Source organism: Haloprofundus halobius (assembly GCF_020097835.1).
GTDB lineage: Archaea > Halobacteriota > Halobacteria > Halobacteriales > Haloferacaceae > Haloprofundus > Haloprofundus halobius.
Map to the genome: position 1 here is coordinate 425,476 of NZ_CP083666.1, position 13,544 is coordinate 439,019.

The following is a 13,544-nucleotide window of genomic DNA, read 5'->3' on the forward strand; positions in this document are numbered from 1 at the left end:
CGCTATCGTCGGCTATCGACCGCCCAGCGCGCCGACCTCGAACTTCTTCACCCGCGTCGCCAGCGCGAGAAACGTCGCCGTCAGCGTCAGCGCTACTGCCCCCGCCGCGGCGAGTTGGAGCGCGGTCACGTCGCCGTAGACGGCGGTGAAGTCGGCGAACGGCAGGCTCGTGTGATGCGGGTCGCCGACGATCGGGACGAAGTAGTCGACGACGTCGTTGAAGCCGTACCAGAGCGCGGCGACGGCGACGGCACCGACCGGAAAGTCCGAGTATCGATGGACGAGAAACGCCTGCACGACCATCGCGAGGTGACTGAAGAACAGGAAGAGGTACATCGGAATCGCGGTGTACGCGAGGAAGCCGTCGGCGAAGACGACGAGCGTGAACGGCGTCCAGAACCCGAGTTTCCAGCAGCCGAAGAAGGCGAGCGCGTTCAGATACTCGTTGTTGCGGCCGAGTTTCCAGAGCGCGAGCGACAGCGCGATGAACAGCGTCGCCACCGGGCTGTCGGGGACGAACGGCCACATGACGGCGGGCGTCTCCGCGAACTGGAAGCGGTAGTACCAGAAGCCGAACGCCGTCCCGGCGAGGTTGATGGCGACGACGACCCACGCGAGGTTCAGCCCGAAGTTCTCCAACCACCGGGGCAGCGGGGCGAGCCACCGCGGAAGCCCGTCCGGCGACGGGAGGCCGTCGCCGCCGAACAGTCCGTGAGCGTCGTCACGCACGAGAGACATGGCCGTTGAGTTGGATGGAGTCGGCAAAGGCGTAGCGGTCTCTCGTCACGTCGGCTGGGACTTCTTCGCGCCCCCTCCCGCCCCAAACTACCTCGTAGTGGGCCACCAACTGGAAGACAGATTCAGGAATGCGTGAACTCCGCAATTTGAAGGGACTCCGTCCGAGCGACCTCACCCGCCGCCAGCGCCTGGTGCTCGGCTACGGAGTCGGTCTCGTCTCGATCATTGCCGCGTTTACCCTCCTCTACTTCTGGGGGATGCGAACGCTCGAAAACCGCCCGCGTTCCCTCTTTCAGGCGCTCAACGTCGTCATCGAGACGATGACAACGACCGGCTACGGCGCCGACTCCCCGTGGCGAACCCCGGCGATGAACCTCTTCGTGGCCACGATGCAGGTCACCGGCGTCGTCATCGGGTTCGTCACGCTGCGGGTGCTCGTCATCCCGCTGTTCGAGCGCGCGCCGCTGATGCTCGACGACCGCCTCTCGGTCAAAGATAATCACGTGGTCGTCGCCGAGTACCAGCGCGACACCGAGGTGCTGCTCGACGAACTCGAAGAGCTCGACGTCGACTACGTGCTCGTCGAGTCCGACCGGGAGGAGGCGAAACGGCTCTCCGACGAGGGGTACCAGGCGATAAACGGCGACCCCGAGGACCGCGACGACCTCGCACGCGCCTCCATCGAGAAGGCGTCGACGCTCATCACCGACGCCGGCACGCGCACCGCGAGCGTCGTCCTGACGGCGCTGGAGGCGAACGAGGACCTCCGGGTGATAAGCTTCACCGACTCGACGCGTCGCAAGGCGGCGTTCGCGGAGATCGGCGTCGACCGGAGCGTCGCGCCGCACGCGCTCATCGGTCGACGGCTGGCGGAGAAGGCGACCACGCCCGTCACCGTCGATAGCGGCGTCGGCGACACGTCGGTGACGATTCGCGAAGTGCTCGTCCGCCGAGGCAGTTCGCTTCACGGCGTCGAGATAGGGGAGTCGCCGCTCGCCACCCACCCGGACCTCACGCTGGTCGCGGGCTGGTTCGACGGCGAACTCCGGGTGCCCCCGTCGCCGACCGACCGACTCACCGCCAACACCGTGCTCGTCGTCGCCGGGCCGGCACACACCATCGACGAGGTGACTCACGAGGTGGCGGGCGTTCGAGACCCCTCTCGCTCCGCACACGAGCGAATCGTCGTCGCGGGGCTCGGCGAGGGCGGCCGCGCCGCCGTGGAGGCACTCCCCGAGCGCGTCTCGGTGACGAGCGTCGACGAATCGGCGGACGCCGACCCGGATGTCGTCGGCGACGTGACCGAACCGGAGACGCTCCGTGCCGCCGACGTCGCGGACGCCTCGGCGCTCATCGTCACCGTTGACGACGACGCCGACGCGCTGTTGACCACGGCGATGGCCCGCTCTCTGGCTCCGGACGTCGAGATTCTCGTTCGCGTGACCGACACCGAGAAGACCGCACCGGCGTTCAGAGCCGGAGCCGACTACGTGCTCTCCGTCCAACAGCTCTGTGCCAGACTCGTCGCGGCGGAGGTCCACGGCGAGCGGGTGATGGACCCAGTCGGCCAGATTCGGCTGGTCCGCGCCGACGCGTCGGCGTTCGTGGGCCAGGCGCTCGGGGCGGCCCGCCGGGACGCCGACCGGGAGTGGACGGTGGTCGGTATCGCTCGCGACGGCGGCGTACGGACCGACGAAGAGACCGTCATCGAGTCGGGCGACGAGATGTTCGTCGCCGGGAGCGACGAGGCGATACAGGAGTTCGAGCGAACGGTCGACGCCCCGTGAGAACGCGGGAGCCGACGGCGCCGCTGCGATAACTGTACGATACCGCACACGACCCCGTCGCGACGCCGTTTTGCCGGAAGGACACCCATAAGTGAACCTGCTCCTACGTCCGCGTATGGCCGAGGAGACAGACCTCACCGAACTCAAGCGCGGCACCGACCTCGTCAAGCGAGGCTTCGCACAGATGCAGAAAGGCGGCGTCATCATGGACGTCGTCACGCGCGAGCAGGCTCGCATCGCCGAGGACGCGGGCGCCGTCGCCGTGATGGCGCTGGAAGCCGTCCCGGCCGACATCAGAAAGCGCGGCGGCGTCGCGCGGATGCCCGACCCGACGAACGTCACCGAGATCATCGACGAAGTCTCTATCCCGGTGATGGGGAAGGCGCGCATCGGTCACCACACCGAGGCGCAGATCCTCGAAGCGCTCGGCGTCGACATGATCGACGAGTCGGAGGTGCTGACGCCCGCCGACGACGAGTACCACATCGACAAGCGCGAGTTCACCTCACCGTTCGTCTGCGGCGCGCGAAACCTCGGCGAAGCGCTGCGGCGCATCGACGAGGGCGCGGCGATGGTTCGGACGAAGGGCGAAGCCGGTACCGGCGACGTGAACCAGGCCGTCCAGCACCAGCGGACCATCAAGGGTTCCATCCGCGAACTCGTCGGCAAGAACTACGAGGAGCGCGAGAAGTGGGCCCGCGAGCACGAAGCGCCCGCCGACCTCGTCCACGAGACGGCCGAAATGGGCCGCCTCCCCGTGGTGAACTTCGCCGCGGGCGGCATCGCGACGCCCGCCGACGCGGCGCTGATGATGCACCACGGCTGCGACGGCATCTTCGTCGGGTCGGGCATCTTCGGCGCGGAGAACCCCGAGGCGATGGGCGAAGCCATCGTCGAAGCCGTCAACAACTGGGACGACCCCGAGCGCCTCGCCGACATCGCCACCGACGTCGGCCGCGGGATGAAAGGCCAGTCGAACAGCGAGATGGCCGAGGAAGAGAAACTGCAGGGCCGCGGCGTCTGAACGGCGGCCGCCGAGCGTAGAACCGGACTCGGTTTCTCAGTCGTCGCCGAGGCTCACCGTCACCGGACCGTCGAACGACAAGAGCACTTCCTGCGTCGCGTCGCCGAACAGCGCTTTTCCCGTCGGCGAGCGCCGCCGCCCCGCCAGAAAGAGATGGTCGCAGTCGAGTTCGTCGGCGATACCGAGCACGCGGTCGGCTCGGCGGCCGACCGCACCGACCGTCTCGTACTCGACGTCGACCGCGACGAGCGCCTCGCTGGCGACACGCTCTGCGAGGTCCTCGGCGTCTTTACGGGCGTCGCCGAGCGAGTACGCCGACTCCGGCGCGCCGGCGTCGATGGTCGACTGCCGCGTGTCGTCGTACGCCGACTGCGCGGTGACCGAGAGCAGGACGAGTTCGGCGCTGACGCCGGCGGCGAGTTCGCCCGCCTCGCGGACGAGTCGCTTCGAGCGCTCCGACTCCGTGACGGCGACGAGTGCGCGTTTCATTACTCGTGGATTACATGACGCGGAGAAAAGTGTTCCGGCGCGCTCAGCGCACCGTCGCACCCTCGCCGACTTCGGTCTGGTACGCCCGCGCGTCGACGCCGACGTCGCCGAACGTCTCGACCATCGCGGCGGCGACCCGTCTGCGGTCGTGCTCCCGACAGACCGCGAGAACGGACGGTCCCGCACCGCTGACGGTGACGCCGGTCGCACCCGCGTCGAGCGCAGCGTCGTACACGTCGTCGTAGCCGGTGATGAGCGCCGCGCGGGCGGGGGTGACCACCGGGCCGTCCATCCCGCGGCCGACGAGTTCGGGGTCGCTGCGACACATCCCGACGGTGAGCGTCGACGCGTTGCCGACCGTCGAGACGAGTTCGTCGAGCGTCGTCTCCGAGGGGAGGACGCCGCGGGCGTCGCGCGTCGAGACGGCGATTTCGGGCAGGCAGGCGACCAGCGGCACGTCGGTATCGACGCTCGTCACGCCGCCGTCGGTAGCGACCGTGAACCCCCCGAGGAGCGCGGGCGCGACGTTGTCGGCGTGGGCCTCGCCTGAGACGACGGCCTCGCCCTTGGCGGCGACGGAGACGAGTTCCTCGCGGCTACGGCCGCGGTCGTACAGTTCGTTGAGCGCGACGGCGGCGGCGGCGGCGCTGGCGGCCGACGACCCGAGACCCGACGAGGGGCGAACGCCCTTGTCGATGCGGATGTGCGCCGGGGCGTCGAGCGCCTCGGCGACGGCCCCGACGGTGTTCTTCTCGGGGTCTTCGGGGATGAACTGGCTGCCGGTGCCGGTGACGTCGATGGTCGTCTCGTCGGCGCGTTCGACGCGGACCACGTCCGCCGGTCGACCGAGCGCGACGCCGAACACGTCGAAGCCACTTCCGAGGTTCGCACTGGTCGCTGGCGCGCGCACGGTAATCATGGCCTGCGGTATCCGGAGTCGAGAGAAAAAGGTGGCGAAGCGCGGGCCGCTGTTCGCCCGCTCGTCGTCGGTCGCTGGCCACTCCTCGCTTGTCGTCCGCCGGTCACTCGTTGGCCGTCACGTAGAGCATCGGGCCGATGACCATCAGCGTGATGCCGAGAAACAGGTAGTGCACCGGGACGAGGTCCGTCGGCGTGAGCGCGAAGATGAGGCCGAACACGACGAAATTGATTCCCAGAATCCGACGCGACCCCAGCGGTATCGCCCCGAGCGTCAGCACGACGAAGCCGAGCAGAAGCGCCTGCCCGACGTTGTAGTTGAGCAGGAAACTGTCGATGATCTGCAGGAGCATCCTTACCCGTAAGTGGCCCGGAACCGGGCATTAAAGTTCCGTTCTACCGCTCGCTGCGTTCAGGTTCCGAACGCTCGCGTTCCGAGGGCCCGGTGATGTCGAGCGGACGGATCCAGCCGTACCAGAGCGCGAATATCATCCCGCCGTAGCCCAGCACGAAGACGACTCTCCCGACGCCGTTGTAGCCGAGTTCGCCCAGTAGCCGCCGCGCGATGCCTGATCCGACGATGCCCGTAAAGAGGATGAGTATCAACAGGAGGTTGTCCCGCGTGAGGTGTCCGCCGTCGCTTTCGGCCATGGGGGCGATTGGCTCTCGACGTCCCTGAATCACTCGGTTTCGGGGGCGTCTCTCGGCTCCGAGCGTGTGCGTGCCGCTCCCGCGCCACCACGAAGACTTTGTGCGCCGCCTTCGACGCCCCGGCATGGAGTACCGACCGCCGCCGGAGGCGCACGACGACGCCGTCCGACGAATTATGGCGTATGCGTTCAGTCCCGAAGACAGGCCGGCCCTCGACGACGACCCGCCGGAGCGTCCCGAGATCTTCTCGTCGCGGGCGGTGTACGCGGGCGCCGACGCGGAGACGCCGGATGCCGAACTCGACGCGGCGGATATCCGTGCAGTCTGCGGCTGGTACGACTTCTCGATGCTGGTTCGCGGGTCGTCCCGGCGCGTCGGCGGCCTCGCGGCCGTCGCGTCGCCGCCGGAGACGCGGCGACGGGGCCACATCGGCCGGATGCTCGACGCGTTTCTCGCCGAACTCCGCGAGGAGGACGTTCCGTTCTCGGCGCTGTGGCCGTTCGACTACGCCTTCTACGCGCGGTTCGGGTGGGCGACGGCGAACACCTACGACCGGACGACGGTGCCGCCGGGAGCGCTCTCGTCGGTCGCCGGCGACGCGGCCGACGCCTGCGGCCGGTTCCGCCGTGTCGACGCAGACGAGTACGAGACGCTCGACGCCGTCCACCGCGAGGCGGCGACGGAGACGCTCGCGCTCAGGCGGACCGAGGGCTGGTGGCGACACCGGGTCTTCCAGTCGGGGGAAACGAAGCCGTACGTCTACGGCTGGGAGAACGACGACGGCGACGAAACCGACAGAGACAGCGACGGCGACCTGCGAGGGTATCTCGTCTACACCGTCGAGGACGACGGCGACGGGACCGACGGCAAGACGATGGCGGTCCGCGAACTCGTCGGCGTCGACGCCGAGGCCCGGCGCAACCTGCTGCGATTCTGTCGGGACCACGACTCGCAGGTCGGACGCGTTCGACTCGACGGCCCGCTCGGGAGCGACCTGCTCTACCGCCTCTCGGACCCCGACGCGGCGACGGTCGAACGCCGCCCGGGGCCGATGATCCGCGTCGTCGACGTTCGCGCCGCGGTCGAATCGGTTCCCCTCGCCGCCGACGCGACTGGCTCCGTCGCGCTCGCGGTGACCGACGACCGCTGCGCGTGGAACGACGACACGTTCGAGATTCGCGCCGCCGAGGGACGGGCGACCTGCGAGACGACGGATGCGTCCCCGACGCTCCGCCTCGGTGTCGGCGCGCTCTCACAGATTCTCGTGGGTGCGCGCTCGGCGCGGGCGCTTCGGGACGACGGTCGAATCGAGGCGTCCGAGGTCGCGAGCAATGCCGCCGCCGCGGAAGCCGTCGCGACGCTCGACGCGCTGTATCCGACCGAAGACGTCTCCCTCCGCGAGTCCTTCTGACGCGGCGGTCTCGGCGCGACGACCGCGGTCGGAACTCAGGTTTCGACGGTGTAACCCTGTTCGCGCAGAATGTCGGGCACTCTGTTCTCGTGACTGCCCTGTAACTCGATAACGTCGTCCTCGACGGTGCCGCCGCAGGCGAGTTTCCGCTTCAACGTGGAGGCGAGTTCCTTCACGTCGGTGTCCCCCTCGAACCCTTTCACGAGCGTGACGGGCTTGCCGTAACGCCGCGTGTCGACGGATACTGTGAGTACCTGTTGCGTGCGCGCGAGGTCGTCGTCGATGCCGAGTTCGTCCGGGAGGCCGGATATCGAACCGAGGTCTTTGTCCTTTGCCACATCGTTGGTAGGACCTCAGAGTACTTGGGTTGTCACTCTGGGTTGTTGCGTGATAAATAACGAAAACTGCTAGTTCGGTTGTTGAAGGTTACGGGACCTGCGACTCGGCGATGACCGTGGAGGAACCGCCCGCTGGGTTCTCCCAGACGATACGGATGGTTTCGGTACTATCTGGTACATCCTCATCACTAACCAATTCTTGTCCCGAGACAAAGGTTGACTCGTCGTCGAAGTTCACACCATCAAGACCTTCAACGCGAAGTTCACTCCCTTTGAGATCCTGCCCTCCGTCGTGCGTAATCGTTACCTCGTCACTACTGTAATCGAAGTCGAAGCTCGCTTGCGGTGCGCTGTTTCCAACCTGATCCCCCAATCCGAGGACGAACGTGCCAATGACAGCCGCGAGAATAACCGTAATCGCCACCATAAGTATAACACCTATGACAGGACTGACTGCACGTTCGTCGTTAAACAATTTCTTGATGTTCATGATTGTCTCGAACACACCGTCTGAGTGGAGGCACTGTACCCCGCCATGCGAGGGACCCGTGTGCCGCGGGCGGTGACATCCTGCCCGGATACGTTCTGTCTCATTGGTGTGTCTTACTCCTCCGAATGAACTCATTACATATAAATTTAGGGCTTGGATACTGTAGTCATAAACACAGTCTCTAGAAAAATACCATCGGCTGTTCGGTACTCTACGGCCCGAATTTCGGGATCGCGCTCCGAGTTCATTTCGTCGAATTGACCGGTAGTCGGGTTCGAGCGCAGACGGACGGTAGGGTTCGCCTTCCGCGCCGAGCGCGCCACTCGGCTCAGTCGTCTCGTCGCTCGCGCAGTTGCGCTTCCGCCCGTTCGACGGCGCGCTCGACGGCGTATCGCAACTGCGACGCGGTGAATCCGCAGAGATAGTCGTGATCTCGGATGAGGTGGTACTCGTAGTCGGCGGGCGTGACGCCGATGAACGTCGTGTCGCACCCGCACACCTCGCAGTCGGGAATGTGAACGTCCGAGCGGGTGTCCGCCGGGTCGTAGAAAGACGGCGAGTCGCTCATCGGTGACCTCCCGTCGACCGTGCCAGCGTGTCGGTTCTGCCCATTACCTCGCACGTTCTCCGCCGATATCTCATGGAGTTTCTCTCGTTCATCAGAAGGAGGCTGTAGTAGGTCTTTTGCTCCGCGTCGCCGTCGCCGACTCTCTTGCGGTCACCCGAACCGGCGACGCGTTCCGGGGCACGCAGGCTTATGCGTGGTATTGTCCTGTGTGAGCTATGAGCAAGGAAACTGTGTTCGACTGGGTCGACGAGAACGAATCGCGCCTCGTCGACGTCGCGGAGCGAATCTGGGAGACACCCGAGTTGGGACTCCACGAGGAACAGTCGGCGGCGACGCTCGTCGAGTTCCTCGAAGGCGAGGGGTTCGAGGTCGAACGCGGTGTCGGCGGGATGCCGACGGCGTTCGTCGCGAGCTACGGCGAGGGCGACCCGAAAATCGGTATCCTCGGCGAGTACGACGCGCTCCCGGGGCTCTCGCAGAAGGTCGAAGCCGAACGCGACCCAATCGAGGAGGGCGGTCCCGGACACGGGTGCGGACACAACCTCTTCGGCACCGCCGGGGCAGGTGCGGCCATCGCCGTGAAGGAAGCCGTCGACGAGTCCGATGTCGAGGGGACCGTCGTCTTCTACGGCTGTCCGGCCGAGGAGACGCTCGTCGGCAAGACGTACATGGCCCGCGCGGGCGTCTTCGACGACCTCGACGCGGCGCTGACGTGGCACCCCGGCGACCTCAGTACGCCGCGGATGGGCTCTTCGAACGCGCTCGACTCCATCATGTTCACCTTCCACGGCGAGGCGGCGCACGCGGGTGGGTCACCGGACTCGGGGCGGAGCGCGCTCGACGCCGTCGAACTGATGAACACCGGCGTCGAGTACATGCGCGAGCACGTCTCCGACGACGCGCGGATGCACTACGTCATCACGAACGGAGGGGAGGCGCCGAACGTCGTCCCCGCGGAGGCGACGGTGTGGCACTACGTCCGTGCCCCGGAACGCGAGGAGGTCGAGCGTAATACCGAATGGCTCCGCGACATCGCCGAGGCGGCGGCGCTGATGACGCAGACGGAGGTCACCGAACGGTTCCTCACGGGGTGTTACGACTACCGGGCGAACGACGTGGTTTCAGCGACTATCTGGCAGAACATGCAGTCCGTCGGCCCGATTCCGTACGACGATGCCGACTACGAGTTCGCCGCCGACCTCAAGGCGACGGTCCCCGAGGACCGAATCGAGTCCGGACTCTCGACCCTCCCCGAGGAACTGTACGACGAAATCAGAGACAAATCGCTGCACGCCGACCCGGTCGAACCGTTCGATCACGACCACCAGACCCACGGATCGACGGAAGTCGCCGACGTGAGTTGGCTCACCCCGACCGGCCAGTTCACGGCGGCGACGTGGCCCGTCGGCGCACCCGGTCACTCCTGGCAGGTCGTCGCCGCCAACGGCGACTTCGGCTTGAAGGGCGTCGCGTTTACGGCGAAAGTGCTCGGCGGGGCGACGTACGATCTGCTGACGAGTCCCGAGAGAGTGGCGGCCGCACGCGAGGAGTTCGAGGCCGAGATCGGGAGTGACGCGTACCAGACGCCGTTACCCGAGGACGCGGAACCGCCGTTCGACGTGACGGGGTAGGCGTCGCTCGACGAGTTCTCACGTTCGATTTCACGGGGACGACGCCGCGACTCTCGGGTGTAGGAAACGAGATTAGGTGGCTGGGGAGTGTGCGGCCCTTCGTCGCCAAAGGGATGGGCCAACGCGGATTTGAACCGCGGACCTCCCGGTTATCAGCCGAGCGCTCAACCTGACTGAGCTATTGGCCCAACTTGAGCGCATTCAGTAGTTGCGCGGTGTTTTGTTTAAGGGTTTCTGTTTCCCACAACGGCGGTAGGCTGTGGCACTACTGTCTGCCGATTATCGCCGGTGGCTTTTGCCGACACCACGCCGAGAAATCAGTTCGACCGGTCGGTGCCCGCATCGCCGTCATCGTCGAAGCGGTACGCGTTCGAGTCGACGTCGTACACGTCGTCACCCTCGTCCGGATACGGGAAGCCGCCGGTCCAGACACCGCCGGAGACGAAGCCGTCGGCCTGCTTGTCGAGATACGGCTTCACGACGTAGCGCTTGATGACCGTCCGAATCGGGTATCGCGTCACCGGAATCGCCAGCAGGAACCCGAGCGTGTCGGTGACGAGCCCCGGCGTGAGCAGGAACGCTCCCGCGGCGATGAGCAACCCTCCGTCGAGTAGTTGGTTCGCTGGGAGTTCGCCGATTGCCAGTCGCTGTTGGATGCGTCTGAGCGTCGTCCGTCCCTCCGCGCGGACGAGCATCATCCCCACGAGACCGGTGAGAACGACGAGCGCGACGGTCTGCAACGGACCCAACCACTCTGCGACGGGGATGAGCAACAGCGCGTCGCTAAACGGAATGAGCAACAGCAGCGCGATTATCCAGCGAGTCCGCATACCTCTGGGTATCAGTTCCGGCCTGATAGCCTTTGTGACGTGACGGTGTCGCGCGATTTCGGTCGACAGCGGGCGTCCCGCGGCAGATTACGCCCGACGAGCGAGTATCAGCGCTGCGCCTCCCTCGAAGTAAGAGTTGTCCCTGCGTACCTGCCGGAACCCGGCCGACTCGTACAGCGCTCTCGCCGCGTCGTTTCCGGGTTCGACGGCGACGGTGACTCGCGTCCCCGGTTCGAGCGAGGCGACGAGAGTCGAGAGCAGCGCGCTCGCCCGTCCTTCGCGGCGGTGCTCGGGAGCGACGGCGATTTCGGCGACGTGGACCTCGTCGCCGTACACGGAAAGCAGGTAACCGACAGGTGTCCCGTCGACCGTCGAGACGAGGACAGTTCCGGTATCGATGCTCCAACGAAGCAGTTTCGGACTCGGTTCCGTCAACGCCGACTGGACCGAGGCGAGCGCCGGACGGTCCGCGGGTCGGGCGAGGCGAATCACCGTCAGAGGAGAACCGACGCGAGTGCGACGCTGACGGCGGCACCCGACAGCGTCGCGAGGAAGTTCACCGCCTGGTTGCCGACGCGGTCGCCCTCGACTGTCGCCCCGAGGAGGCTGTCGACGGTCATGCCGCCGACGCCGCCGAGCGCGACGATGACTGCACCCACGAGCGGCGGGTCGAGCGGCAACAACAGCGCGGCGACGGCGGCGACGAGCGCCGCGCCCACCAGTCCGGCGAGTTCACCCTGCCACGTCACCGCGCCGTCGGTTCCGGGTTCGACCCGGCGGAGCGTGGTGATGAGTCGGGGGGTGTCGAAGAGGCCACCGACCTCGCTCGACAGCGTGTCGCTCATCGCCGTCGCGAGCGACCCGGCGAACGCGAACAGGAACAGCAACTCGATGCCCGCTCGTTCGGTCGCGGCGAAGCCGAGGACGGCCACCATCGCGACGGCGGCGTTGCCGAGGACGTTACCGCTGCCGCGCGCGCCGTCGTTCTCCTCGGCGACGCCGCGGTGGCGCTTCGACTCGTACTTGAACTTCGTCGAGAGCGCGCCGACGCCGAAGAACGTGATGAGGACGGCGAACCAGCCGAAACCGCCGAGGACGATGGTGAGCACGCCGAGGAGGATACCGGTGAGCATCCCCGGGACCGACGCGGTCCCGAGCGCGTACGAGACGTAGCCGAGGACGATAGTCAGCGCGAGCGCCGCGCCGACCTCCAGCGGCGACACGTCGACCGGAAGTTCGTGGAACAGCCACAGCAGCAGGCCGGTCGAGACGAGCACCAGCGGGTCGTCGTGTTTGAGTAGAACCGCTCGGAGCAGCGCGGCGACGAGGCCGCCGACGGCCGCCAGAAACAGCAGCTTCGGAAGCGAATGCGTCTCGGCGGTCACCGCGACGACGAGGGCCTGTCCGCCGACGGCCGCCAGAAAGCTGGCGACGGTGAAGCCGGCGACGGCGTGGAACTCGCCGTCGTGCCACCGGGAGACGAGTTGCTCGCCCAGGTTTCCGTAGGCGACGACGACGACGGCGGCGACGAACGCGCCGATCGGCATGCGCGTCTCCGGAACCGTCGCCAACACCGCTAGCGCCGCGGCGGCGAGCGCGAACCCCAACAGCCCGGTCAGCCGGCCGTCCTGGCGGTCGCCCGGACGGGCGAACAGCTCGAAGAGGCGGCCGTCCTCGCCGACGAACGCGGCGACAGCAGCGACGACGGCGAACGGAACCGCCGTGGCGACGCCGAGAGCGGGCGTGGCGAGCGCGATGGACCCGACGGCGGCGAACCCGGCCGCACGTCGGAGTGTCGAAGTCACACCCTCCGGTATCCACGAGGACCACTTAACCCTCCCGACATGGCAGACTTCGCCCCGTTCGCCAACCGAGCCGAGAGGGTTGTAGCGTCGTCGTGTCGTCGTCGTGGCGCCGATTTCGTGCACTATCACGTCGCCACCGCGACCATCACGTCGCTACCGCCGCGCACCATCGCGCCGTCGCGCGCCGTCGAACGGGCCGAGAGAGATGGGCTTTTGACACCCGGCGGCAACTCTCCACCGTGGCCCTGTACGACGCATATCTCGCGCTTCGCCACCGTCGCTCGACGGCGGAGTCTCCCCACCACGTCGCCGTCGTCATCACCGAACGGGACCTGCTGGAGAAGGGTGCCTACGAGACGCTCGAACGGTTTCTGGAGTGGGCGTTCGAGTACGGGGCCGATCGCGTCACCATCTCGGTGAGCGTCCTCGACCCGGCGGTCGTGTCGACGCTCGAACGGGAGTTGCGCGGCGTCGAGGCCCCGCGCGAACTCGTCGTCCGCAGCCCCGACGACATCGAGCGCGCCGACGCCCCTATCCAGGTGAGCATCGGACTCGGCGGCAAACACGAGTTCGCCGAGGCGGTTCGCTCGCTGGCCCGGGAGGTCGAGGCGGGAGAACTCGACCCCGAGGATATCGACGAAGACGACATCGAGGGTCGCCTCGTCTTCCCCGACGAACCCGATTTGGTGCTCAAAACCGGCGCGGAGCGTCTCTCGGACTTCATGATCTGGCAGTCGGTGTACTCGGAACTGTACTTCACCGACGTGAACTGGCGGGACTTCCGCAAACGCGACTACCTCCGCGCGGTGTTGGACTACCAGGACCGAAAGCGAAGATTCGGGCGGTAGCCCGAAGGCCGCCGTG

General features: G+C 66.9%; 16 protein-coding genes and 1 tRNA gene. 5 read left to right on the top strand and 12 right to left on the bottom strand.

The features are described 5' to 3' along the window. Nucleotides 1–12 precede the first annotated feature (12 nt). Nucleotides 13–738, bottom strand: coding sequence for a DUF1405 domain-containing protein (locus tag LAQ74_RS02240; protein WP_224334522.1), 726 nt, complete (start codon nt 736–738; stop codon nt 13–15). A 128-nt stretch (nt 739–866) separates the two neighbouring features. Here LAQ74_RS02240 and LAQ74_RS02245 point away from each other — a divergent pair, with 128 nt between their 5' ends. Next, complete coding sequence (locus tag LAQ74_RS02245) at nt 867–2,525, top strand: potassium channel family protein (RefSeq protein WP_425498503.1); 1,659 nt, start codon at nt 867–869, stop codon at nt 2,523–2,525. 115 nt (nt 2,526–2,640) lie between these two features. Next, nucleotides 2,641–3,549 (top strand): pyridoxal 5'-phosphate synthase lyase subunit PdxS, encoded by a 909-nt coding sequence (gene pdxS / locus LAQ74_RS02250; RefSeq protein ID WP_224334534.1) that lies wholly within the window; start codon nt 2,641–2,643, stop codon nt 3,547–3,549. Between the two features lie 36 nt (nt 3,550–3,585). On the opposite strand, the gene LAQ74_RS02255 is transcribed toward pdxS, so the two are convergent. From LAQ74_RS02255 to LAQ74_RS02270, 4 genes are all read right to left on the bottom strand, one after another. Then, nucleotides 3,586–4,038 carry a universal stress protein gene (locus LAQ74_RS02255; protein WP_224334536.1) on the bottom strand — a complete coding sequence of 151 codons (453 nt, stop codon included), beginning with the start codon at nt 4,036–4,038 and terminating at the stop codon, nt 3,586–3,588. 43 nt (nt 4,039–4,081) lie between these two features. Continuing rightward, nucleotides 4,082–4,957, bottom strand: coding sequence for a homoserine kinase (locus tag LAQ74_RS02260; protein ID WP_224334538.1), 876 nt, complete (start codon nt 4,955–4,957; stop codon nt 4,082–4,084). 103 nt (nt 4,958–5,060) lie between these two features. Then, entirely contained in the window at nt 5,061–5,309 is a 249-nt protein-coding gene (locus tag LAQ74_RS02265) for a DUF8006 family protein (protein ID WP_224334540.1), read from the bottom strand. 43 nt (nt 5,310–5,352) lie between these two features. Then, nucleotides 5,353–5,607 (bottom strand): DUF7996 family protein, encoded by a 255-nt coding sequence (locus LAQ74_RS02270; protein ID WP_224334542.1) that lies wholly within the window; start codon nt 5,605–5,607, stop codon nt 5,353–5,355. Between the two features lie 124 nt (nt 5,608–5,731). Between LAQ74_RS02270 and LAQ74_RS02275 the strand changes: the two genes are divergently transcribed. Continuing rightward, on the top strand, nt 5,732–7,018 hold the full coding sequence (locus LAQ74_RS02275) for a GNAT family N-acetyltransferase (RefSeq protein ID WP_224334544.1): 1,287 nt from the start codon (nt 5,732–5,734) through the stop codon (nt 7,016–7,018). A 35-nt stretch (nt 7,019–7,053) separates the two neighbouring features. Here LAQ74_RS02275 and yciH read toward each other — a convergent pair whose 3' ends face one another. The 3 genes from yciH to LAQ74_RS02290 form a co-directional block, all read right to left on the bottom strand. After that, nucleotides 7,054–7,356, bottom strand: a complete 303-nt coding sequence (gene yciH / locus LAQ74_RS02280; RefSeq protein ID WP_224334546.1) for a stress response translation initiation inhibitor YciH — start codon at nt 7,354–7,356, stop codon at nt 7,054–7,056. An 88-nt stretch (nt 7,357–7,444) separates the two neighbouring features. Then, nucleotides 7,445–7,846, bottom strand: a complete 402-nt coding sequence (locus tag LAQ74_RS02285) for a type IV pilin domain-containing protein (protein WP_224334548.1) — start codon at nt 7,844–7,846, stop codon at nt 7,445–7,447. Nucleotides 7,847–8,174: 328 nt separating this feature from the next. Then, a complete protein-coding gene (locus LAQ74_RS02290; RefSeq protein WP_224334550.1) occupies nt 8,175–8,414 on the bottom strand; it encodes a hypothetical protein in 240 nt (79 codons plus the stop codon). A gap of 215 nt (nt 8,415–8,629) precedes the next feature. On the opposite strand from LAQ74_RS02290, the gene LAQ74_RS02295 reads away from it, so the two are divergent. Continuing rightward, nucleotides 8,630–10,045, top strand: a complete 1,416-nt coding sequence (locus LAQ74_RS02295) for an amidohydrolase (protein WP_224334553.1) — start codon at nt 8,630–8,632, stop codon at nt 10,043–10,045. Between the two features lie 114 nt (nt 10,046–10,159). Here LAQ74_RS02295 and LAQ74_RS02300 read toward each other — a convergent pair. The 4 genes from LAQ74_RS02300 to LAQ74_RS02315 all read right to left on the bottom strand — a co-directional run bounded on the left by LAQ74_RS02300 (nt 10,160) and on the right by LAQ74_RS02315 (nt 12,680). Then, nucleotides 10,160–10,233 (bottom strand) — tRNA-Ile (locus LAQ74_RS02300). 129 nt (nt 10,234–10,362) lie between these two features. Beyond that, nucleotides 10,363–10,875, bottom strand: a complete 513-nt coding sequence (locus LAQ74_RS02305; RefSeq protein ID WP_224334556.1) for an FxsA family protein — start codon at nt 10,873–10,875, stop codon at nt 10,363–10,365. An 87-nt stretch (nt 10,876–10,962) separates the two neighbouring features. Beyond that, on the bottom strand, nt 10,963–11,367 hold the full coding sequence (locus tag LAQ74_RS02310) for a GNAT family N-acetyltransferase (RefSeq protein ID WP_224334558.1): 405 nt from the start codon (nt 11,365–11,367) through the stop codon (nt 10,963–10,965). Nucleotides 11,368–11,369: 2 nt separating this feature from the next. Then, nucleotides 11,370–12,680 carry a DUF92 domain-containing protein gene (locus tag LAQ74_RS02315; RefSeq protein WP_224334559.1) on the bottom strand — a complete coding sequence of 437 codons (1,311 nt, stop codon included), beginning with the start codon at nt 12,678–12,680 and terminating at the stop codon, nt 11,370–11,372. A 239-nt stretch (nt 12,681–12,919) separates the two neighbouring features. Here LAQ74_RS02315 and LAQ74_RS02320 point away from each other — a divergent pair, with 239 nt between their 5' ends. Beyond that, a complete protein-coding gene (locus LAQ74_RS02320) occupies nt 12,920–13,528 on the top strand; it encodes an undecaprenyl diphosphate synthase family protein (RefSeq protein WP_224334561.1) in 609 nt (202 codons plus the stop codon). Nucleotides 13,529–13,544: the final 16 nt, after the last annotated feature.